Genomic DNA, 22,358 nt, shown 5'->3' with positions numbered 1-22,358 from the left:
AGACAAGTAGACTGCTCCTCATGAACCTGATGCCTCCAACAACTCTTGCGGAACTCGCCGCCGATGGACTATTTGCTTCCACCGCGCATGATTTATGTTGGCGACAGCTCAAACAAGTCACCGGCACCGAAATCAACTTCCAGGGCGATATCGCCTCCACGGAGGGCCGTGCTGACCAAGCAGACTTTTCTGACCAGAACGCCGCAAGCGAGGGCTCCCCTGCACCTGCCTATGCAGAAGACGTGCCTGTCGAAGTACGGATTTATACGGGCGAAGGCACCGTGGATGTTAAGGGGCATCGGATAGCCGTGCTCAACGGTGCTTCCTGGACTTGGGCAACGGCTGCCGAGCGCAGCCTGGACATCGCCGAGCTGCATGGCTCAACGCAGGCATCAGAGTTATTGTTGGCTGCAGCGCGTGCCATTGAAGGTGGCAATACCATTTTGATTGGTGACCAAGCTGATGGGAATATGGCAGCCATCTCCGTCGACATCGCACAGGCTAAACCCGCAAAAAATCACGCGGTGCTGCCGGCACCAGCATCAATAGCTACTGAGAATGTGCTGATTTCCGGTATAGGGGATCCCCTCTTGGACCAGATTGATGAAGTGCGTGCTGTCGCTGCTTTCGCGCACGCTCGCGGGCTGGAGATAGAGGAAGCTGGGACCGGGCTGCGCCTACATGGCGGAAGTTCCGCTAATGAGGACGGCACGGATATCACCGTAGATTTCCTCGACGGCCATATCTCAGCGATTTCTGCCCCGCAGCACGGCCGATCCGAGTGGCGGGTTGAAGATATTGCTGCTGATGGTTATTTCCTGGCGATTGAGCACGCCTTGTGGTTTGCGGCGAACTACCCGGAAGCCGCGAAAAACCACATTCCAGTTAACTTGGAAACCGGACACGTCCTCGTGGATGAATCAGCCAAACTAGAAGCCGATGCTGTCATTATTGCCACCCTCACCAACGGCGTATTCACGTGGGCGTGGGCGGATGAGCAATTGGCAGCGCTGCCTTCCCAAGCACCGCTGTTGAAACTACGGAACTTTGGCATAGATAAATTCGTGCCGGCTTTAGTCCGTAAATCAATGCCCGCGGACACCGCACGGGAGCTCACCCTGCCGCAGGTCGCGATGCCAATTTTGAATATGTGGAAAGTGGTCACCGTCAAACTCAATGACTCCACCACGGGGATTGCTCTCATTGATGCGCCCGAACTCGCGCTCCCGAGGCTGACTCCAGAGGTGGAAACCTCGGTGCTGAGCATCAGGCCACCTGAACACATTGACGTCAACCGGGCATTTGAGGCCTATTCAGCAATGCGTCATAGCTAAAGGCTGGGGCAGGTTAAAGGCCGATGGTTATCAGGCCGATGATGAGCACGATGGGAAAACCCAGCAGCCCGATCATCGCAATCTGACCACCTTTATGAGCCATATTGAAGGTGCTATTGAAGTCCGTGTGCACCATCATATTCGGGTTATCCGGGTTGTAATAGAAGATTCCCCACTTCATATATTGGCTTATTTCAGGGTCTGGATAATGCTTATCCACCCATTGTTGATTCTTGGCCATAGTAAAAATCAGCATGACCACAACTACCAAGATGGCGACCATATCGAGCCCGAGCCCTGAATAGTCAGTGGTGACGGACATGAAAATGCTTACCACGATGATCGCATTGAGGATGAACATCCACATCCCCAACGGATTGAGCATGGTATTTGTCATAGCGCGGGTGCGGGCGATCTTCCAGTCTTCCCCACGCTGATGCTTCGCATGCTGGTGCATGAACGCGAAAGTTCCTGCCACAACTAGAGCCAGGATTAATGAAACGAGGCCGAACATGAAAATGAGGTTTGGCCATGTCTTGTCCATAAAAGCATCTGCTTCACCGCTGGCATTCCAGTGCGATGGGAAGGGATCCGGAATATGCTCCCACGCCATGCCGACTCCCGCGAGCGACACAAGGAACGTGGCGAGCATCAGCCAGACCCAGATCCATGGTGGTCGTTTGAGTTCCGGCATCGCCGGTTCGCGCTGAAAAGCCATGTACTTACTATAACAAAAGGATTCCACCTTTCCCCGGCTGGAGAATAGGTAGAATCCTAGGACTAGATGCCTTAAAGCTTAGACATCCAATGCTGTGCGGATGGCCTCGATATCGACCTCAGCAGTATCGGCCGGACTGAATGCGGCGTCCTTGGTCTTTTCCACCAGAACCGCGCGCACCCCCTCGATGAAGTCATCTCGGGAGCGGATGTAGCGGCCCAGGGATTCCTCACGCTTCAGGGCCTTTACGATGTCATCTTCTTTGGCATGCGACTCAAAGAGTTCATTGGATGCAACAACGGAGGTAGGGCACGCCGCTGCGAGCAACGCTGCAGTATCTTGAGCGAAATTTTTATCCGCCGACTGCAGCGCCTGCTGGATATCTGCCCAAGAGTCATGGCTGAAGGTGGACTCAATGTCTTCAATAATGGCTTCCAGGGGCGCTTGGTCTTCTGGGACATAGGCGTGGTTGTCCAAGGCTGCGTCCACGCCGTCAGCAATGATGGCCTCCAAAACGTCATTCGCGTCTTTGACCACGTGTGTGGCCACGCCTGAGTACAACATATCGGCCGCATACATGCGGTAGCCGGTAATTCCCCAGTACTTCGCTAATGCTGGAGAGGCTTGACCGCGGGTTCCCACCATGCGCTGGGCCGCATGAGCAACGCCAACATCAGTAAAGTAGCCGATCGCCATCTCGGGCATCGAGGCAAAAGCATTTTCAGTCACGATACGGTGCGAACCGTGAATAGAAATGCCCAGTCCGCCACCCATGACGACCCCGTCAATCAGTGCGATTATTGGCTTGGTGGCTTTGGAAAGCTCACCATTGACGATGTACTCGGACGCAAAGAAATCATCTACTACTGAGGCGTTGCCGTCCATGATGTTATCGCGCGCAAAACGCACATCACCGCCGGCACAAAATGCCTTCGGATTGGTGGTGTACAGCACGATTTGATCAATCGCATCATCCTTTTCCCACGCGCGTACAGCGTCCCCGATGAGGGTGATCATCTCCGGAGTCAAAGAATTCAGTGCCTTAGGACGGTTTAATTCGATAAGTCCGGTACGCTGGCGGACTGACGTGATTACGAGTGCATCAGATTTTGTGGTTTCGGTCATGTTCCCCAGTTTTACACAAGTATCGAGGTTTTGCTCATGATTTTCCCACGACTTATTGCCCTAGATATGGACGGCACATTGCTCGATGGAGAAAGCAAAGTCCCTGAAGACTTTTGGCCCCTGCTCGATCGCGCCAAAGAACTCGGGGTGGTTATTGCCCCGGCTTCTGGGCGCCAGCTAGCAACGCTGCAAAACCAATTCGGTAAAGACCAGTCATTCATCGCGGAAAATGGGACCGCGATTGTGCACGAAGGCAATCTCATCGATGTCTCAGTCCTACCCACTGAGGCTGTCTACCGCATCCTTGACGGGTTGGAGAAGCTCGACATTAGCCACGACGTGGTGCTGTGCACCCCAACAGTTGGTTATGTCTCCGAAGACGCCAGCCCGGATGCCTTCGAGCAGTTGGAAAAATACTATTACTCACGCCAAGCTGTTCCGGATCTGCGAGCAGTGGTAGATGATTCCGAGATCATCAAAGTTGCCATCTATTGTGCTGCTGGCACTGAAGAACACATTGCGCCAGCAATGTTTGAGGCCATCCCCGACCACAATGTAGCCATCTCCGGCCAGGCGTGGCTCGATATCATGCCTGCTGGCGCCAATAAAGGCATTGCCCTGCACCACATGGCGGACAAGCTGGGCATTCCAATTGAAGAAACCGCAGCTTTTGGTGATTACCTCAATGACTTTGAGCTGCTGCAAGAGGCCGGCACCGCGGTAGCTATGGAGAATGCACACCCGAAGCTGAAAGAAATCGCGGATTTCATTGCCCCCTCAAACCTGGACCATGGCGTCATCAAGGTTCTGACCAAGTGGTTTTCCATGATGGAGAACCAAAGCTAGAGTGCATCTTCTTTCGAAGTTGCACGGCAACGCAAAGAAGCGAAGAAGAGCGGCTGCTTGGGACAATATTTTCTGTCCTAAGCAGCCGCTCTTAGGTGATGGGATTGGTCTTAGTCGACCTTGAACTCTGCCATTTTGTCCCACTCGGCCTTGCCGTCAATCTTGAAGTTGATGATGTCTGGGGTTTCTACCAGGTACTGAGGGAATTCCTTGCAGGAGCGCTCAAAGTGTTCGCTTTGAACGTGGGTAACGTCCTCGCCATCCTTATATGCCTCAACCAGGAGGAAGCGCTGGGAATCTTCTGGGTCGCGGTACCACTTGAACTCGATGCAGCCTGGTTCAGCATTGCAGGCTTCGGTGTACCAGTTGATGTCATCCAAGAAGGTGTCGGCGTATTCGGGCTTGACGTGGAACTTAACGTTAATGAAAATCATGCCACCGATATTACCTGCGGGATGGTGGAAGTTCATCCACAGAAATAACCCGCAATGCGCCCTGCTATTTGGACGCGGGCTTGTCGGGGCTGACAACGCTTTCAAGGTATTGAGTGTCATCATCCTGAGTTTTGGTTCCAACCCACGCACCAGATTCTTCAGTTGACCAGAAATCATCCTCGTCTGCAGCAATTTCTTCTTTAGTTTCGGCATGCTTCTTCCGCCTCTTGCGCGCAGGGGCAATACCTGGGCATAACCACATGAGGGCTGCTGCGATGGCAGCCGCGGCGGCTGCACCGATCATCTTTTGGTTCTCAGGAACAAAGAATAGGGCAACCGCCACGATCGCAATGATGATGGCCCAGCAGCCCATCATCCAATAAGTGTTATTGGCTTTGTTTTCTGCCCAGTCTTGATGTGGGAAGCGGCTGCGCGCTTCATTACGCACGCGGCGACGAACTTTCATGCTCGCTGCAATGACGAAGAAAAGAACCAGCGCGAGGCCCACACCAGCGATAATCAAATCACCCATGGCACCGCCGAAGGCTAGCACTCCGGTCGCGACAGCTAAGCCGACACGTTCGCCAGTTGTCGTACCGAGAGCTTGCGCCGGGTTGACATCAGGGTAAATCGACGCAAAAGCACGGTCGGTGGCGCGGTCTGCATCTGCTTCCCCACCGGCGTGCTCTGGGCGTTCAATCTCACCACTGAGGGCAGGTGATTTCTCTGCCCCCGTTGTGTCGTGCGACATGTCTCTCCTTGTTGCTTTCTCGGCAGACTAAAGTTAGCCTTACCTCCGGAAGATAGCCTAACCATACTTCTCCATCCAAACAAGCTTTCAATAAGCTCCCTCACCCTTATCCTGATAATTGAAAGAGCAAGAATGTCGATTAAGCCCGTGGCGCTTCGCCGAATTTCCGCAACCCTAGCGGCAGCCGCAATCGCAGGTGGTTCACTATTTTTGCCTGCATCGATAACCTCACTTCCGCAGGCACAAGCGCAGTCTTGCGATGAGACCCACCGCGCCGTTGAGGATGGCTCTTTGACGTGGGGAGTGAAGCAATCCTTCCGCAGTTATGTGACAGGAAATATTGCGCGCGGCACCATCACGGCAACCGATGACGCCACTTATTCCGGGGGTAATCTGCAATACCCTGCGAATGCTTCATCGATCACGGGAGACTCCACGGGCATCGTTCGTTTCGGCGGCACAGTGAACTTCAAGGGCCACGACGGCATTTTGGACCTGACTTTTTCTGATATTGCTTTGCATATCAATGGCTCTAGCGCTGAACTCACCGTTGACTATTCCTCCCGCAAATTTGAGGGCACGAACGCAACTGGTCCATCTGAAATGCTCACCGGCAGCGATGTCACCATGGCGGAAGTGAGCTTGAACTCCCCTGCCGATTTCTCCAGCAATTCAGTCAATCTCGCGGGCAGCACCAGGCTCACCAGCGATGGTGTGGAGGCCTTCGGTGGTTTCTACGAAGCAGGCACCGTATTGGATGACCTGGTTGGCACATTGAGTATCGGCGATGAATGTGGCCCTGCCCCAACGGATGGTGGCTCGGGTGGGTCCGGCGGTTCAGGCGGTGGAGACACCAACTTCACCGGCGCAACCGATTCTGGCGCCTCCGATGGTGTTGCAGGGCTGGTGGGTACCCTGAATGATGCCCTAGTTGAAGTCAACGGCTTGATCGTTAACTCCGGCAACATCATGGATAACTCTGGCCGCCTTTACGACCGCGTCACTGGTGGTTCAGGCACCAGCAACTCCGGCTCCGGATCGGGTTCTGGTTCGGGCTCTGGTAATTCGAACTCTAACTCCGATTCCAATTCCACCTCAGGCGGTGCCTCAGGCGGTGCCTCGGGCGGCACATCCGGTGGTAACTCTGGTGGAACTTCTGGTGGGGCAGCATCAACCGGTGGTAACTCTGGTGGAACCTCCGCTGGTGCGGCGTCAGCTGGTGGAGCATCGGCCGGTGCCGCGGCGTCCAATGAAGTCTGCCAGGCCGGTGACTCTGTTGGCGTGCAAAGTGCGCAGGCTCAATGGGGCGTGCGTGCCTCCTTCCGCAACTACATCTCCGGATCGATCGCCAATGGTGGCTGGCGTCTGGGTGGCGTTGAGGAAGGTCAGGATACCTTCATCTTTACCGGTGAATCAGGTGCAGTTAATCCTTCTAACCAGAGCGGCACCATCCTATTCCCCGGGACAATCAACTTCTACGGCCACAATGGCACCCTGGATACGACATTTTCCAACATGGAGATTCTCTTCTCCGGAAACTCTGGCCAGCTGGTGGTCAATGCCAGCTCCAATGACCCAGAGGGCAACCCGAATGAATATGGCCGAATCACGCTAGCTAACTTGAGTTTTAGCTCTTTAGATGTGTCTGATTCCGACGCCTCCGGCACGGCTTCAACCACGTTGACCAGCGCGGGCGCAGATGCCTTCGGCAACTTCTACCCAGAAGGTGACCCACTAGATGACATTTCCTTCGATGCCACACTAGGCGGGAACCCAACCTGCGCTGAGGGCCAGGGCACTGGTGGTATCGCCACTGGCTCCGGCGGCGCGGGCGCAGATGCAGCGAATGAATTGCGCAACTCGGGCACCAGTGGAGGCGGCACCACATCCGGTGGCACGAATGCTAAAGGCACTACTTCAGGTGGCACGGGTTCGGTCAATGATGAGTTCGACCTCGGTGAAGGATCCAATACGGGTGCCAATGATGAGGGAAACCAGTTCCGTATCAAGGATGCATCGGCAGGCGGTCAATCCGGCATCTCTGATTCCACCATCATATTGCTCCTGCTTGCGGCATTTGTGGTTGCTGGCACCACCGTTACCAGCTTCGGCAGCCGTAACCCGAACTAGAACCTTTGCTTTCCCGCCCATGGCCCTCTTCTGCCGCGGGCTGTACCCCCTGATGAAAACTAGAAAGATCTCTGCACATGTTGAAGAAAGCACGCCTGATAGCCATCGCTGTAGGCACCGCTGCGACACTAACCCTTACTGGCTGCGCGAGCTGGGATGACACCTCCACCACCAACGCGGCCCTGCAGGAAGAACTCCGTGAAGGCGAAGCTCAAGACCCCACGACGGCTACGGGCGTAGCTCACATAGAGAGCCTGTCTGAGGTGGAGCCGGTCAGCAATAACCCCTCACCTGCTCTTCCAGTGGAACTCACTGATGCTGATGGCTACGACGTGGTCGTCAATGATGTCTCCCGAATTGTCGCGCTGGATCTTTATGGCACCTATACCAAGACCCTGCGCGGGCTCGGCTTGAGCGACAACATTGTGGGTCGCACGGTCTCTTCCTCTGAGGAATCTCTGGCGGATGTGCCATCGGTAACCGCAGGTGGTCACGACATCAACGTCGAAGCAGTGCTCAACCTCGACCCTTCTTTGGTCATTGTTGACCACTCAATTGGCCCACGCAGCGCCATTGATCAGATCCGTGATGCAGGTATCCCCATCGTGGTGATGTCACCAGAGCGTTCGATTAACACCATTGGCCAAGACATTATGAACGTCGCTGGCGTGGTTGGCTTGCCTGAAGAAGGCGAGAAACTCGCCGAGCGTTCTGAAACCGAGCTGGCCTCAGCGCGTGAAACCATCGCTGAGATCGCGCCCGAAGACCCGCTGCGCATGGCATTTCTCTATGCCCGTGGCACGGGCGGCGTTTTCTATATCCTCGGCTCCGAAGATGGCACCAGCGATCTGATTGAATCTCTCGGTGGTGTGGACGTGGCATCGGAAAGCGGTGTGGGCGCCGCATCCCCTGCCAGCGCCGAAGCCCTAGTGGAGCTAAATCCACAGGTCTTTGTCATGATGAGCGCCGGCCTCGAATCCACCGGCGACGTCGCCGGCCTGTTGGATAGGCCTGGCGTGGCACAAACTGATGCTGGCCAAAACCAGCGCGTGCTCGCACTACCTGATGGTGACTCTCTGGCATTCGGCCCGCAAACCGGTGAGATGCTGCTGCGCGCGGCAAAAACGCTCTACCTCGGTGAAGATTCAGAGGGCAGCAACTAGTGACGCAGATTTTTGAACAACGTCGCAAAACGCGCGGTCTGCTGCTTGTCGCACTGATAGTACTGCTCTTTTGCATCTCCATCATCAGCGTGGCGGTGGGGCAATATGAGATCTCCCTGCGTGAGCTACCAGCACTGTTGAGCACCGGACCTTTGAACCATGAGAACATGGACGGCTCCGTGCTGTGGCAGATTCGCCTGCCACGTCTGGTGCTGGGGCTTTTCGTGGGCGCAGCACTCGGCGTCGGCGGCGCGCTCATGCAGGCTGTCTTTGCCAACCCGCTGGCGGAACCTTCCGTCATTGGGGTGACCTCTGGTGCTGGTGTTGGCGCCGCGATTGTCATCGTATTTGGCCTGAACTTCCTGGGCTCTTCCACCGTTCCCGCCGCTGCATTTCTCACCGGACTTTTCACCACCTGGCTGGTGTATAAGATGGCACGCTTTGGCGGCCATATTCGCGTGGTCAACCTGATCCTGGTGGGTATCGCGATTAATGCCATCGCGGGCGCCATCATTTCTTTCTTCATCTTCTTTGCGCCAACCACCTCCCGTGAGCAGATCATTTTCTGGCAAATGGGCACGTTATCCGGCGCGAAGTGGGAACACGTTGGCGTGGTCGGCATCATTGTTATCGTCAGTATTGCACTCGCGTGGTTCTTGGTCAAAAGTCTGGACCTGCTGGCGTTGGGCGATAAAGCCGCTACCCACGTCGGCGTTGATGTCACGCGCCTGCGCGCCATCGCGATTGTCCTGGCCACCCTGCTGACCGCCGGCGCCGTGTCTTATGCCGGCCTCATTGGCTTTGTTGGACTGGTGGTCCCGCACATTATTCGTACAGTAGCGGGTCCTTCCAATGCCGTGCTCATTCCGGCATCCGCACTGGGCGGTGCGTTCTTGATTGCGGGTGCTGATGTCTTCTCCCGCACCATCATCCCTTTCGCCGACTTGCCCATCGGCATCTTTACTGCCCTGGTCGGGGGCCCGACGTTCTTTATCCTCTTGCGCCGCATGATGAAGAAGGGAGCTCACGCTTAATCATGATGATTGTTGACAATGTTTCCATCGACTTGGGTGGGCACCGAATCCTCAATGACGTCAGCTTCACGGCCCAGCCCGGCACGGTCACTGGCCTGATTGGGCCCAATGGCGCTGGTAAATCCACGCTGCTTTCGGCACTCGCTGGGGATATTCCGCTCACTAGTGGTTCTATCCGCCTGGCTGATAAGGATCCCCAAGAGACACCCGTCAAAGAGTTGGCACGCACGCGTTCAGTCATGCTCCAGGATGTGGGCGTGGCATTTTCCTTCCTCGTTCGCGACGTCGTGGAGATGGGTCGCCGTCCGTGGGCACGCACGGAGCAAGCAGCGCTTGACGATGCCATCGTGGACGCCGCCATGGACGCCACCGGGATCACACGCTTGGTCGACCGCGACGTCATGGTGCTATCTGGCGGTGAACGCGCGCGTGTTGCGATGGCGCGCGTTCTGGCGCAGCGCACCCCGATTGTCTTTTTTGATGAACCTACCGCCGCGATGGATATCCGCTATCAGGAGCAGTCTTTGGGCCTGATTCGTGAATTGGCAGCACATGGTGCCACCGTGATCGTGGTTTTACATGACCTCAATGCCGCCGCGGCCTACTGCGATGAGATTGTCTGCCTGAACTCTGGGTCCGTCGCAGCCAAGGGACCGGTCGCAGAAGTATTTGATTCTGAGATTCTCAGCAAAGTGTATGACTGGCCCATTGATGTGGCCACAACTCCTTCCGGAATCCTGGTGGCGCCGCAGCGTGCTCAAGAAGGCACCTTGCATCAAGCGCTGATTGCCCCTCCTGCGGCATCAACCAGCACTTCCTCACCGTGACAGTTCGATCTCCTAGTTCGCTAATTTGTTACGAATCCGAACTTAATCTGTTATCCCCTACACGACACCCCCGAAAGTTAGATAAACCTTGCCTTATTTAGGTAATCGACATTATGGTTAGCCTAACCTTGGAAAAAGCTTGGTATACATAAGGAGAAACATGACAACCACCACCCGCCGCCTGGGCGCAAGCGCAATTGCCCTGGCGCTTGCAACCACTTCTGTTGCAGCACCATCCGCATTCGCTCAGGAATCCGACGTCGCCGAGATTGCCTCCGGCAACGTCAACTGGCCAATCAAGGAGTCCTTCAACCGCTACATCAACATGCCTTTTGCAGCCGGCACCATCGATGCCGAAAATGTTGACTACCTGGCAGAGGAAAACTCCTTCGACTGGACCATCGACCCAGCCGAATCCGAACTTGATGCAGATGGAAATGGCACCCTGCAGCTCAACGGCTCCATCCACTACCAAGCTCACCACGGTGGGTTGGACCTGAAATTCGATGACGTTCAGATCAACATCGACAACGGCACTGACGCAACGATCACTTCTGACTACCATCTCCAGGGAGCGCTCCCAGGCGAGGAAGAAAAGGACATCGAAGTTGATGACGCCGAAATTGCTACCTTCGAGCTCGAGGAAACACTAGTTCCAGAGTCCGAGAAGTCCTACGAGCAGACTGATCTGCAGACCTCCCTGCTGCAAGGCGCTCTAGATGCCTTCATGAACTACGAACTCGGCCCAATCGATGATGGCAACGTCGATGTTTCCATCACCTTCGACAAGGTCGCAGAAGAAGAACCCGGCGATGACGACGGCAACAATGACGATGGCCAGGACAACGATGACCAGAACCAGGACGACTCTTCCCAGGGTTCTTCTGATAACGCTGGCATCATCGCGGCAATCGTTGCTCTCTTGGGTGCGCTGGGCCTCGGCGGCGCGGCATTTGCTGGTCTCATCCCAGGATTTGATGTCAACTCCATCCTGAGCCAGTTCGGCCTCTAATCACCTATTCGCTTCACTCAGAACGCATCAAGGACTTCTTCTTCCATGTCTGACCATTCGCTTTCCTCATCGCGCCGCTTGAATAAGCTTGCTGCGGCATGCCTGAGCATTTCGCTTGCCACCGGCACCGTTTATGCCACTTCCACTTCTGCCCCAGTCGCATTCGCACAGGACGCAGAAACTGGCGATAACGATTCCGACAATGGCGGCAATGACAATGACAACGGTAATGACGCGGATGCTCAGCCGGAAGAAAGCTCCTTGAGCAATAGTTCGGTTGCCACAGATGAAGAATCTGCTCTGGCCAAGGTTGTTAACTCACTCAGTCTCATCTTGGCCGTCGGCGGTATCGCGGGCGCGATGGTATCGCTAATTGCGCACTTCGCTGCAATGGCTCTACCCAGCGTCCCTTGGCAGAACTAACCCTTCATCGGTTCCGCCACTTTCACGGTCTTTTCATGTCCTTTAAGACCGCGAAATAACCTGGCTGCCCACCTTAGACAGTGATGTCTAGGGCAACCAATCCTTTAAATCTTCGAGCAACTGATTTCTCAGATTCACTGCTCATCCCCCACCTTTTATCCCATGAACGTACACGATTAATCCATGTTCACGTGGGTAATAGAGACTAACTGAACCTGGCTTTCAGCCGGGTCTTTCTTCAAGGAGAATCATGACCACTACTTCCCGTCTAGGCGCTGGCGCAGTTGCTATTGCACTCGCTACTTCCGCTCTTGTTGTCCCTACCGCTACCGCGGCAGAAGGCGTTGCTGCTATCGAGTCCGGCACCGTTAACTGGCCAATCAAGGAATCCTTCAACGCTTATATCGGCGCTGCTGGAGAGTTGACTGTGTCCGACGGTGTTGTCCGCGACGGCAACTCTTTTGACTTCACCGTTGATGCTGATGACTCCAACTTGGATGCAGAAGGCAATGGCACCATCGAGCTGGATGGCAATATCCACTACTACGCACATAATGGTGGCCTGGATATGACCTTGGATGATTTCAAGGTTGTCGTCGCCGGCACCGATGCCATCATCACCGCTGATGTTGAGCTCAATGGTCAGCGCCCAGGCCAAGAACCAATCTCAACCGAGGAAGATGATGTTCAGGTCTCTTCCTTTGAGCTGGATGAGCCTTTGGTTCCTGCTTATGGCGAGACCCTGACTCAGTCTGACCTGACCACCACCTTCCTGGACGGCGCAGCGACCTTGGGCTATACCCCAGGAGAGGTAGTTGAAGGCGGCGACGTTGATATCGAGCTGACCTTCGACAATGAGCCACCAGCAGCTCCATCTGGTGACGAATCCTCCGACTCTTCGGACTCTTCCGAGAATGTTTCTTCTGATGACACAGAAGATTCAAGCAGCGCATCCGACAATGCTGGGATCATCGCAGTTATCGTTGCTATCTTGGCAGCTGTCGGCGCAGCAGGTGCTGCTGTTGCTGGTCTCATCCCAGGTGTGGACGTGAACTCCATCCTGAGCCAGTTCGGCCTCTAATCACATTGCAGCCCAGGAAATATTTTTAGGTCTGGGCACAATTGCAAAAATACCGGTCCACCACTGCCTTAGTGAAGGGCGTGAGGTAGACCGGTATTTTCCTCTTACGACGTGGGGTTGTGTATTCACCCCACGGGGTTGAGGCGTCAACCCACGGTGCAGGAGATTTAGTTGAGGAAGAACTCAGCGACGTAGATGTACTCCCCGTCAGTTGCGGTAGCAACACCAAAGCCCGTTGGGTTGTTGTGTGGGTTGCCGGAACGATCCAACCAGTTGATGCGAGCCTTAGCTTCGCGCTCATCCAGCTTCAGGATAGAACCGGTGCCAGTGTTGGCATCAGCGGTGCCGTGGCCCACGCCGTCCTCGAAGGAGACCTTGCCGGCAGCGGCTTCATCAGCCCACTTCTGTGCGGTTGCTTGTGCTCCGCCGTGCTTGGTGTGGCCAGCCTCTTCCAGGTGGCCCTCGGTCTTGTAACGCAGGGACTCAGCAGTGCCCGCCAAGGTTGGCAGTTCAATGCCGGCATCATTGGCAGCGTCCTTAACTTCCTGTGGCAGGCTGGAAATGAACTGCTGTGCAGCTGCATCAATCTGGCTCTGTGCCTGGGAAGATAGGTTCGCTACGGGGTTTTCCTGTGCATTAGCGGCGGTGGTGCCACCGAGGGTCAATGCGCCCGCAAGCGCCACTGCAGTAAGACGACGTGAAATGCTCATGCCCACCACCTTGCCATAACCTCTTAAGACTTCGCACTCTGGGTGAAGCAAAGTTTTTCAACTTTATAGCCTTGTTACCGACTTGCCAGCCTGCATCCAGTTTGCGCGCGACACAATGAACATGAGCACCTTGAATCTTCGCATTAAACTGTGCCGAATAAGACCTTGCGACCATCCGGATCCACCACGGTGATCGTCACATCATCGGACGCTATTGGCTCAATGCCCTTATCGCGCAGGCCCATCTGAAATTCCATGAGGTCATCGATATGGAAGTACAGGTGCATGGGGTTGGAGCCGTTTTGCGGCGGTGAGGCGTAATCAGCAAAGCTATCAGCGTCATGAATCGCGAATTGCATGCCCGCATCATCGTATTCCCAATAGGTGTAATCACCCGCGGTGACGGAAGTGAGCTGAAGTTGAGCTACCTCGTGATAGAACTTCGCCGTCTCGGCCGGATCTGAGCTGGTGAGAAAGATTCCTCGTAGTGACGTTGCCATAACCGCCCAACCTATTCGGAACCGGTGTTAAGAGACTTTTGGTAGTGCTCATTGAGCTCTTCCCAGCCATAGGCTTTGGCACGTTGCCCGACCACACGCTCACGATCCACGCCATCTTCCTCCGGAGCCAAACGTCCCAAGCAGACCTGCCATCCGGCGGCGAGCATTGAAGCAAATTGCTCATCGCCTAAGCTTTGGCGCAGCTCCAAAGATGCACCCGATTCTGTTGGACTGATTGTCCACGTCACCACATCATCGCCCCAATGGTGGATGAGCTTTTGCGGCGCAACTGCTTCTAGTACTTCTGCGTTATTGGGCTCATCCTCGGGGTTCTCGCGGCACACGGCAGAACCTGCGGTATTCAACACGCGGTCGGGAACGATTGGTGACCAGTGCGCGAGAAGGTCTGGCTGCGTAATCAGATCCCACAGTTTATCTGGCGCATGAAGATAGTCCCTCCGCATCACCAATTCTGCGCCGGCATCACCGTGGGCGACCTCAACAAAGATCGGCGCCTGAATGTGTTCAAAGATAACTTCATCGCGAGTATTCGCGTTCATGGCACACACTCTCCCCGCTATTGACTGCATTGGTTCTGTATTGCTTCGCTGCCCGATCCTACAGACGAATAAAATAACTGCGCCCAAGGAAGATTCCTCAGGCGCAGCATCCAGCAAGATGAATCGGTGCCAGTCTTGCTCCTAACTTGGTTGAGCACAGCGAAACCAAGTTAGGACTCAAGCTGTTCGCCAAGCTCCATCCATTCCATCTCTAATTCTTCCCGCTCTGCTTCGATGGCTTTGAGCTCGCCATCTAAACGGGTCAGCGCTTCAGTGTCCACAATCTCAGCAGCGGTCGCCATGTCAGCGTTGATTTGCGCAATCTTAGGGTCCAGCTTGGACATCTTGCGCTCCAGCGCATTCATCTTCTTCGTCAGCTCGCGCTGCTCTTGGTTGGACAAACGAGATTGCTGGGCAGCCTGCTGTGCGCCCTGCTGGGCCGCAGGTGCTCCCTCCGGCGTTGCCGAGGGCTGCGCGGCTGACGCCTGGGCGGCCGCAGAAGTTGCTGCGGCAGAGGCATCACCGAGGTCGAGTGTGCCGGTCGGGTTGTCGGTTTCTTCCCTAGCGCGACGAGCCAAATATTCCTCGATGCCACCTGGCAGGTTGGTGAGAGTGCCATCGCCAAATAGCGCATAGGTGTCATCGGCAATGCGCTCAATCAGATAGCGGTCGTGAGAGATTACCACCAGGGTGCCCGGCCACGAGTCCAGCAAGGATTCCAGCTCCTGCAGGGTATCAATATCCAGGTCATTGGTCGGCTCATCCAGCAGCAGCACGTTAGGCTCAGCCATCAGAACACGGGTGAGCTGCAAACGGCGGCGCTCACCACCGGAGAGATCACCAATGGGAGTGCGCTGACGCTTGGGGCTAAAGCCCAGACGCTCTGCAAGCTGGGAGGCGGATAGTTCCTTCTTGCCCATGTGCACATAGGTGGCGACGTCCTCGATGGCATCGAGCAAACGGCGGTTGGGGTCCAAGTCATCGAGCTCTTGGCGCAACCAACCCAGACGTACCGTTTGGCCTTCAATGCGCCGTCCCTGGGACAACTGGTTCTCCCCCGCCAAAGTGCGCAGCAGAGTCGTCTTGCCGGAGCCATTCACGCCAACCAAGCCAATGCGCTGGCCAGGGGCTAGGCGCCAGGTGAGATCATCAACGAGCGTGCGGCCATCCGGAGTGGTGATGGTGGCGTTTTCTAGTTCAATGACCACGCGGCCTTGGCGCTGCTTGGAAAAGGCCATCAGTTCAACCGAGTCACGCGGTGCAGGCACATCAGAAATCAAGGCCTCCGCCGCTTCAATGCGGTAGCGCGGCTTGGAGGTACGTGCCGGCGCACCGCGGCGCAGCCAGGCCAGTTCCTTGCGTGCCAGATTCTGACGGCGCTGCTCCATGGCATCCGACTGGCGGGCACGCTCAGCACGGGCGAAGGTCCAATCATTGTAGCCACCCTCATAGGCATCGACGCGGCCATCGTGGACTTCCCACGTCAGCGTGGCAATGGTATCCAGGAACCAGCGGTCGTGGGTGACCACGATGACAGCAACCTTGCGGGAAAGCAGGTGGCTGGCCAGCCACTGCACGCCCTCTACATCCAAGTGATTGGTGGGCTCATCGAGCACCACCAGATCCACATCTTGTACCAGCGCTGCCGCCAGATTCACACGGCGGCGCTCACCACCAGAAAGCTGGCCAACTTGGGTATCCAAACCCAAATCCACGATGCCCAAACCGCTCAAAACATCGCGGACCTTGGCATTAGACGCCCACTCATAGGTCTCTAGGCCCAAGGGCTTGACCACGGCATCGGCAATAGTGATCGATTCATCCAGGTCAAAACGCTGGGTCACCACCGCCATACGCAGATCCGAGTTGTGGGATACGCGTCCAGAATCCGGTGGTTCAATACCGGTGAGTACTTCGAGCAGGGTGGTTTTGCCGCCGCCATTGACGCCGACGATGCCGATCCGGTCCCCGGTTTGCACGCCTAAGGACACATTGTCCAAAAGGGTCTTGAGACCAAAGGACTTGGTGACGGTTTCTAAGTTGATGAGATTAGCCATAATTAATCTCCCATCTTAGCTGTTTGCCTACTGCAGAAGTTGAACGCCTGGCGCTGGGGTCGAGGCCACATACCCTCGCGTCTTCGGTAATTCAAGCGTGACATGAGTGCGCACTTCTTCGGCTTGTTCGGCGTCCTCGCACAACAGCGCGATGGTGGGACCGGAGCCGGACACAATGCCCGCTACGGCACCAGCCTGCTTGCCCACTTCGATGGTTTTACGCAAGTCCGGGCGCAGCGACAGTGCCGCAGGTTGCAGGTCGTTTCGGAGCATTTGCGCTAACCGATGCGTCTTACCGGACACCAACGCCTGCGCCACCTCAGTGACGTCAAGTGTTGGTTGCAGCGCCGGATCATCGGGATTTGCTGCGCGCATGTCATCGAGTTTATTGAAGACCTCAGGTGTGGATAGTCCCTGATGAGATGCAATGAAACACCAGTGGTAAGTACCGCGCGTGAGCATCGGTGTCAGCAATTCGCCGCGGCCTTTGCCCAAGGCGGTGCCGCCCATCAAGGTAAAAGGCACATCGGAGCCCAGCACAGCCGCGATATCGTGCAGGATTTCTTCAGAAGCAATGTCTAGCTCAAAGTAGGTGGAATACAGCTGCTGAGCGAGCTTCAGTGCAGCAGCCGCGTCCGCGGAACCACCGGCCATGCCGCCGGCTGCAGGAATACGTTTGTGTATCTCCACATCCAGACGTGGGTAAGTCAACGGCACATTCGCCATGAACCTGTCGATGGCTTTCCACACCAGGTTGGATTCATCCGTCGGCACGCCTTGAGCGGTCGGGCCGGTAATTTTTAGCGGGCCGACAATGGGAGTTTCGCCACGCTCGATGACCTGGTCGCGGATGGTGAGTGTGACTTCATCAAAGATATCCACGGACTGAAAAACCGTGGAGAGCTCATGGTAGCCATCGTCACGCACCGGGCCCACGCCCAGGTGCACATTCACCTTGGCATAGGCGCGTGCCTTCCATTCACGGCGCAGGTTCGGCATGTTCTGCGGCAGGCGGTAATAGGGATCAAACATGGTTTTCCCCATCCACCGTCGCGAGGCGCAGGAAATCATCAATGCTGAGTTTCTCGCCGCGCTTCGTGGGCTCGATATTGGCGGCACGCAATGCTTTTTCTGCTTCCGCACCGGAGCCATAGAAACCGGAAAGGGCAGCGCGCAGGGTTTTGCGGCGCTGGGCAAAGGCGGCATCGATAAGCGGCCACAGCTTTTCGGGCCTTTCGCGCGGAGGATAAAGATCGATACGCACCAGTCCAGATTCAATATTCGGCGCTGGCCAAAATACATGCTTGCCGATGTTCCCAGCCTTGCGCACATTGCCATAGAACGAGGCCTTCACGCTGGGCACGCCATACACCTTGGACCCAGGATCGGCAGCCAGGCGGTCAGCGACCTCCAGCTGCACCATTACGAGCACGCGCTTGAGGCTGGGATAAAGCTCCAGAATGTGTAGGAGCACAGGAACCGCCACGTTATAGGGCAAGTTAGCCACCAGTGCCGTGGGTTGACCTAGCTCTTCACCATCAATCTTGAGGGCATCTTTATGTAGCAAAGACAGCTTCTCAGCGTGCTCTGGCGCGCGCCACTGCACCGTAGTGGGAAGCTCGGCCGCCAGACGTGGGTCAATTTCGACAGCGGTGACGGATGCGACCTCATCGAGCAGGCCAAGTGTCAATGAGCCCAGGCCGGGACCGACTTCGACCACGTGGTCTTCGGCGTTAAGCTCTGCCGCCGCAACAATACGGCGAATGGTATTGGGGTCGTGCAGGAAATTCTGGCCCCACTTCTTAGTGGGGCTGACACCTAGTTTTTCGGCCAGGTCTCTGATTTCTACGGGCCCTAATAACTTCGACATGCCCTCTAATTTATCGCAAGTATGCGTCCGCTATTAGCGCAGACCCATAGAAGCAGTACATGCAGGCCATGCGCCCCAGCCCTGGGCAGCCTGAACCTTCTCTGCAACAGCGATCTGCTCTTCGCGGGAAGCCATGTATGCCTCTGGCGCATAATCGCCGCCGCCGTAAGCCAACCAGGTGGTGGGGTTAAACTGCAGACCACCGGAGTAGCCATTGCCGGTGTTGATGTGCCAATCGCCAGTTGCTTCACACTGCGCCAGGGAATCCCAGACGGAACCACCAGCAACAGAAGGTGCGGTGGATGGTTCCTTGGTGCCGCGCGCGATAGTCGCTGCCTTAGGCTCAGTCAGGACTTCTTCATGGATAACGTCCTTGGACTCTTCCTGACCATTGACGTTGACCTGTTTGATGGTGCGCTTGCGCTCACCTGGCATGCCTTCTTCGACAACACGCTCTTCGCCTTGCTCCATGTTGTCATCATCGACATAGTTCGGTTCTGCATCGAAGTCTTCGGTGATATCAAATTCCTTGACGTCAACACGATCGACCACGATTTGGGTGCCAGGGGTGATCTGCTCGTCCAATCCCGGTGAGACACGGTCATCCGCATCAACCTCAACGCCACGCGCTTCCAGAACGTCTCCGACAGTCTTTGCGGCAATGGACGTATACGTCACCTTGCCGCCATCTTTAATGGAGATGATCTTTGGGCTAACTACCTCCAACGCCATTCCATCCGTAATCTTGTCGTCTACATCGGCTTCCTTATCACCGGCCATGATTGCCGCGCCAGGAGTGACGTTTTCTAAGGAGCCAAGCAGATCCTCCACCGTTAACGCGGTGGAGTTCATGGTTTTTTCTTCACCATCCACAGTAACAGCCACAGGCTTCGCGGTACGTACGGTGATCGAGTCACCATTGCCCAAAGATTCACTCGGCGCTGGGTAGACGAGGTCTTCACCTTCATAGTCAATGCCCGCTGCCTGCAGTGCACCTTCAACATCGGTGGAGAAAGTGGCCAATTCAACGACTTCACCGTTGACGTCAACAACGACATTCTTTTGTGAGTTAACCGCCACAACGCCACCGACGGCGAGCGTGCCGAGCATCCCGCCAGTAGCCAAACGCAATGGAAGCGAACGAGTGTTATTGATTCGCTTGATGTGGTGCGTGGTAGACATGAAACCTTCTAAATTATTCGGGGCCTAGCTGCTTTGCTTCCTGATAAGGCGCGTTATGCAATCCGATTGCACTCTCGCGGCGCTCAAATACAACCTTCAGGAGAACAGTCAATAACAATACGGTAACACTAGGTAACAATCGAGCAGCTAACGACAAGCCGCACAACTGCCCACACATCAATCACATTCGCCACAGGTGACTCATTTTACCAGCATAAACACCCTTGTGGAGTTTCTCACAGTGCACGAAACTTCCAGCGACTTTTATAACTTGGCCTACTTTTCCAGATGATATACCCACGTCCCCTCTCCCCCGAATGGGGCCGTGGACTGCCCCTGCGACAAGGTGACGGCGGCAGGGAGACAGGGCGCTATTACTGCGGGCCCAACAAACTTTCAAAGTTGGCGCGGACTTGTTCTGCGAGTTCTTCCACGGATTGGTTGCGGGCTTCGGCTACACAGCGGTAGGTATGCCCGATGAGCGAGGGTTCATTGCGCGCACCGCGGAATGGTTCCGGAGTCATGTACGGAGCATCAGTTTCAATGAGGATCTGATCGGCCGGTGCAAGAGCTGCTGCTTGGCGCAGTTCTTCATTGCGCTTGAATGTGACATTGCCGGCAAAGGACAAGACATATCCGCGCTCGAGCGCTTCTTTGGCCACATCCAGCGGCGATGAGAAGCAGTGCAACATCACAGCTGGTGCTTGCGCACAGTCCCCGAGCACGCGCATGAGGTCTGCATCTGCCTCACGGTTATGGATCATCAACGTCTTGGACACCTTCGCCGCTAGCTCCGCATGCCACCGCAGTGCTTCTTCCTGGACATCGAGCGCCGCGGTGTCTTCGGGTGAATGCTCAATCCAGTAGGTATCCAAGCCGGTCTCCCCGACCGCTACGCAGCGCGGGTCCTGTGCCATCAGCGTGAGCTTCTCGCGTGCCGAATCATCTAAGGTATGTGCCTTGGTCGGGTGAATTGCGCAGGCGGCAAAGATCCGGTCATCTGCTTTGGCAGCCTCTAATGCCATTTCTGCCTCTGCTAAGCCATCACCCACAGTGCACACACGCTCCACACCAGCGCTGACTGCGCGCTCCATCAATACAGAAATCTCATCATTGCAGGAAGTCAGATGGGTATGCGCATCAATGAGACTGGCAAGGCCTTCCGCTGGAACTGGAGTAGGACGTGGCTTCTTCTTAGACATGTCCCCCAGTATAAAAGCCACGTTAGAGCGCGCGTGCACTGCAACGCGCTAGAGCTCAAAGCGCACAACACCCCCGGAGCGCGCAGGCGCCGGGAGTCGCGGATCAGGAGGAGTTCTAGATTTGCTGCGCTAATTCATCATCAATGTAAATATTGCGGGCTGCACGAATACCAAAGATGATAAGACCAAGGCTCATCACTGCGACCATGATGACTGGAATATCCCAAGAGCCAGTAGCGGTGTACAAAATTCCCATCACCAGCGGTGTGAAACCGGCGATAATGTAGCCACCGGGTTGTACAAATCCGGACAGACGTGCTGTCACCAGTGGGGACCGAGTGCGCGCGGTAATGAGGGAGAGAACAAATGGGAAGCACATGCCGCCCACGCCCAATAGTGAACCCCACAGCAATGGCGCTGCGGTAGGAATGAGCAGCACTCCGAGCCAGCCGATAACAGTAATAACACCCAAAATTATGGGCAGCGGGACCACATTATTCATCCGGGACAGCAACCAGGGCATGAGTACTCCGCCCAAGACATTGAAGCCGCCCAAGATTGCCAGTGCGATTGATGCAGTCGACGCACTGACTCCAGCTTCAGTCATAATTGCTGGCAACCAGCCCATCTGTGCATATGCCATGGATGATTGGATGCCGAAAAAGAGCAGCATCGCAATGGCCGTGGGTGATTTAATGAGTGAACCAGCAATGACGCCTGCATTAGTGCTTGATGACTTCTCCGCAGCTTCTTCTAATGCTTGCTCATCCGGAACAACGCCAGCAGAAGGAACATCCTTTTTAATCCGCGCCAGAACCAGAAGCCAGACAATTACTTGGACAATGACGGGAACAACCCATACACCCAGAGACCAACGCCAAGCATTGTCACCGCTAAAGAGCAATGCGGATAGCGGACCGACTGCACCCGAGCCGCCCAGCACCGCGGTGTAGACCATCATCAAGCGCACTTGCTCGCGGCCGCTGCTGTGCTCTTTAACCCACGCCGGCAACAAAATATTTGCTACGGCGATTCCTGCAATAAGCAGCACAGTCAAGAGCAAGAAAGGCAAGAAACTATTGACGAAGGGTCGAATGGCCAATCCCACAAGCAAAGCCATGCCTCCTGCAACCAATGTTGGTGACAGGCCTGCCCGGCGCGCAATCGGCACAGCAAGCCAACCCATGATGGCGAAACAGAAACCCGGCAGAGAGGTCAAAATACCTGCGGTTGAGCTGGTGATATTAAATGACTCAGCTACCTCGGCTATAACCGGCGCCAATGACGCAATACCCGCACGCAAGTTCATCGCGGAAAAAGCCACGGCAACAACCGCTAGCCCAAAACCAATCTTGACCGCTTTTGGCATAGCTGCCTTCTTCCCTAACTTGAAAAATAC

At 55.6% G+C, this 22,358-nt stretch carries 22 protein-coding genes; 9 read left to right on the top strand and 13 right to left on the bottom strand.

Annotated elements, in window-relative coordinates; genetic code table 11:
• Positions 1 to 20: 20 nt before the first annotated feature.
• Complete coding sequence (locus ACG98I_RS09825; protein ID WP_394720418.1) at positions 21 to 1,334, top strand: DUF6882 domain-containing protein; 1,314 nt, start codon at positions 21 to 23, stop codon at positions 1,332 to 1,334.
• Positions 1,335 to 1,347: 13 nt separating this feature from the next.
• Here ACG98I_RS09825 and ACG98I_RS09820 read toward each other — a convergent pair whose 3' ends face one another.
• Positions 1,348 to 2,052, bottom strand: a complete 705-nt coding sequence (locus ACG98I_RS09820) for a DUF1648 domain-containing protein (protein ID WP_394720417.1) — start codon at positions 2,050 to 2,052, stop codon at positions 1,348 to 1,350.
• 78 nt (positions 2,053 to 2,130) lie between these two features.
• On the bottom strand, positions 2,131 to 3,177 hold the full coding sequence (locus tag ACG98I_RS09815) for a 3-hydroxyisobutyryl-CoA hydrolase (RefSeq protein WP_394720415.1): 1,047 nt from the start codon (positions 3,175 to 3,177) through the stop codon (positions 2,131 to 2,133).
• A 36-nt stretch (positions 3,178 to 3,213) separates the two neighbouring features.
• Between ACG98I_RS09815 and ACG98I_RS09810 the strand changes: the two genes are divergently transcribed.
• Positions 3,214 to 4,023 carry an HAD family hydrolase gene (locus ACG98I_RS09810; RefSeq protein ID WP_394720413.1) on the top strand — a complete coding sequence of 270 codons (810 nt, stop codon included), beginning with the start codon at positions 3,214 to 3,216 and terminating at the stop codon, positions 4,021 to 4,023.
• 110 nt (positions 4,024 to 4,133) lie between these two features.
• Here ACG98I_RS09810 and ACG98I_RS09805 read toward each other — a convergent pair whose 3' ends face one another.
• Positions 4,134 to 4,457: a putative quinol monooxygenase gene (locus tag ACG98I_RS09805; RefSeq protein WP_394720412.1), complete on the bottom strand. Its 324-nt coding sequence runs from the start codon at positions 4,455 to 4,457 to the stop codon at positions 4,134 to 4,136.
• 64 nt (positions 4,458 to 4,521) lie between these two features.
• Entirely contained in the window at positions 4,522 to 5,208 is a 687-nt protein-coding gene (locus ACG98I_RS09800) for a hypothetical protein (protein ID WP_394720410.1), read from the bottom strand.
• A 132-nt stretch (positions 5,209 to 5,340) separates the two neighbouring features.
• Between ACG98I_RS09800 and ACG98I_RS09795 the strand changes: the two genes are divergently transcribed.
• The 7 genes from ACG98I_RS09795 (at position 5,341) to ACG98I_RS09765 (ending at position 12,878) form a co-directional block, all read left to right on the top strand.
• Positions 5,341 to 7,338, top strand: coding sequence for an HtaA domain-containing protein (locus tag ACG98I_RS09795; protein WP_394720408.1), 1,998 nt, complete (start codon positions 5,341 to 5,343; stop codon positions 7,336 to 7,338).
• A gap of 77 nt (positions 7,339 to 7,415) precedes the next feature.
• Entirely contained in the window at positions 7,416 to 8,501 is a 1,086-nt protein-coding gene (locus ACG98I_RS09790) for a hemin ABC transporter substrate-binding protein (protein WP_394720407.1), read from the top strand.
• Positions 8,501 to 9,535 (top strand): FecCD family ABC transporter permease, encoded by a 1,035-nt coding sequence (locus ACG98I_RS09785; RefSeq protein WP_394720405.1) that lies wholly within the window; start codon positions 8,501 to 8,503, stop codon positions 9,533 to 9,535. Before ACG98I_RS09790 ends, ACG98I_RS09785 begins: the two co-directional genes overlap by 1 nt.
• 2 nt (positions 9,536 to 9,537) lie before the next feature.
• A complete protein-coding gene (locus tag ACG98I_RS09780; protein WP_394720404.1) occupies positions 9,538 to 10,362 on the top strand; it encodes a heme ABC transporter ATP-binding protein in 825 nt (274 codons plus the stop codon).
• Between the two features lie 160 nt (positions 10,363 to 10,522).
• The gene (locus tag ACG98I_RS09775; protein ID WP_394720402.1) at positions 10,523 to 11,374 is read left to right on the top strand and encodes an HtaA domain-containing protein; all 852 of its coding nucleotides are present in this window, start codon (positions 10,523 to 10,525) and stop codon (positions 11,372 to 11,374) included.
• 45 nt (positions 11,375 to 11,419) lie between these two features.
• Positions 11,420 to 11,797, top strand: a complete 378-nt coding sequence (locus ACG98I_RS09770; RefSeq protein ID WP_394720401.1) for a hypothetical protein — start codon at positions 11,420 to 11,422, stop codon at positions 11,795 to 11,797.
• Between the two features lie 250 nt (positions 11,798 to 12,047).
• Positions 12,048 to 12,878, top strand: coding sequence for an HtaA domain-containing protein (locus tag ACG98I_RS09765; protein WP_394720399.1), 831 nt, complete (start codon positions 12,048 to 12,050; stop codon positions 12,876 to 12,878).
• A 167-nt stretch (positions 12,879 to 13,045) separates the two neighbouring features.
• Here ACG98I_RS09765 and ACG98I_RS09760 read toward each other — a convergent pair whose 3' ends face one another.
• The 9 genes from ACG98I_RS09760 to ACG98I_RS09720 all read right to left on the bottom strand — a co-directional run bounded on the left by ACG98I_RS09760 (position 13,046) and on the right by ACG98I_RS09720 (position 22,328).
• Positions 13,046 to 13,588 carry a hypothetical protein gene (locus ACG98I_RS09760; protein ID WP_394720397.1) on the bottom strand — a complete coding sequence of 181 codons (543 nt, stop codon included), beginning with the start codon at positions 13,586 to 13,588 and terminating at the stop codon, positions 13,046 to 13,048.
• Positions 13,589 to 13,731: 143 nt separating this feature from the next.
• Positions 13,732 to 14,088 (bottom strand): VOC family protein, encoded by a 357-nt coding sequence (locus ACG98I_RS09755; RefSeq protein WP_394720395.1) that lies wholly within the window; start codon positions 14,086 to 14,088, stop codon positions 13,732 to 13,734.
• Positions 14,089 to 14,099: 11 nt separating this feature from the next.
• The gene (locus tag ACG98I_RS09750) at positions 14,100 to 14,648 is read right to left on the bottom strand and encodes an SRPBCC domain-containing protein (RefSeq protein WP_394720394.1); all 549 of its coding nucleotides are present in this window, start codon (positions 14,646 to 14,648) and stop codon (positions 14,100 to 14,102) included.
• 170 nt (positions 14,649 to 14,818) lie between these two features.
• Positions 14,819 to 16,705 (bottom strand): ABC-F family ATP-binding cassette domain-containing protein, encoded by a 1,887-nt coding sequence (locus tag ACG98I_RS09745; protein WP_394720392.1) that lies wholly within the window; start codon positions 16,703 to 16,705, stop codon positions 14,819 to 14,821.
• Between the two features lie 27 nt (positions 16,706 to 16,732).
• The gene (locus ACG98I_RS09740) at positions 16,733 to 17,737 is read right to left on the bottom strand and encodes a 4-(cytidine 5'-diphospho)-2-C-methyl-D-erythritol kinase (RefSeq protein ID WP_394720390.1); all 1,005 of its coding nucleotides are present in this window, start codon (positions 17,735 to 17,737) and stop codon (positions 16,733 to 16,735) included.
• Positions 17,730 to 18,575, bottom strand: a complete 846-nt coding sequence (gene rsmA / locus ACG98I_RS09735) for a 16S rRNA (adenine(1518)-N(6)/adenine(1519)-N(6))-dimethyltransferase RsmA (protein WP_394720389.1) — start codon at positions 18,573 to 18,575, stop codon at positions 17,730 to 17,732. Before rsmA ends, ACG98I_RS09740 begins: the two co-directional genes overlap by 8 nt.
• A gap of 33 nt (positions 18,576 to 18,608) precedes the next feature.
• Positions 18,609 to 19,757 carry a transglycosylase family protein gene (locus ACG98I_RS09730; RefSeq protein WP_394720387.1) on the bottom strand — a complete coding sequence of 383 codons (1,149 nt, stop codon included), beginning with the start codon at positions 19,755 to 19,757 and terminating at the stop codon, positions 18,609 to 18,611.
• 374 nt (positions 19,758 to 20,131) lie between these two features.
• On the bottom strand, positions 20,132 to 20,959 hold the full coding sequence (locus ACG98I_RS09725; protein ID WP_394720386.1) for a TatD family hydrolase: 828 nt from the start codon (positions 20,957 to 20,959) through the stop codon (positions 20,132 to 20,134).
• Positions 20,960 to 21,074: 115 nt separating this feature from the next.
• Complete coding sequence (locus tag ACG98I_RS09720) at positions 21,075 to 22,328, bottom strand: CynX/NimT family MFS transporter (RefSeq protein ID WP_394720384.1); 1,254 nt, start codon at positions 22,326 to 22,328, stop codon at positions 21,075 to 21,077.
• Positions 22,329 to 22,358 lie beyond the last annotated feature (30 nt).

This window comes from Corynebacterium sp. L4757, assembly GCF_043673995.1.
Lineage (GTDB): Bacteria > Actinomycetota > Actinomycetes > Mycobacteriales > Mycobacteriaceae > Corynebacterium.
This window is presented reverse-complemented; position numbering and strand designations above follow the sequence as displayed.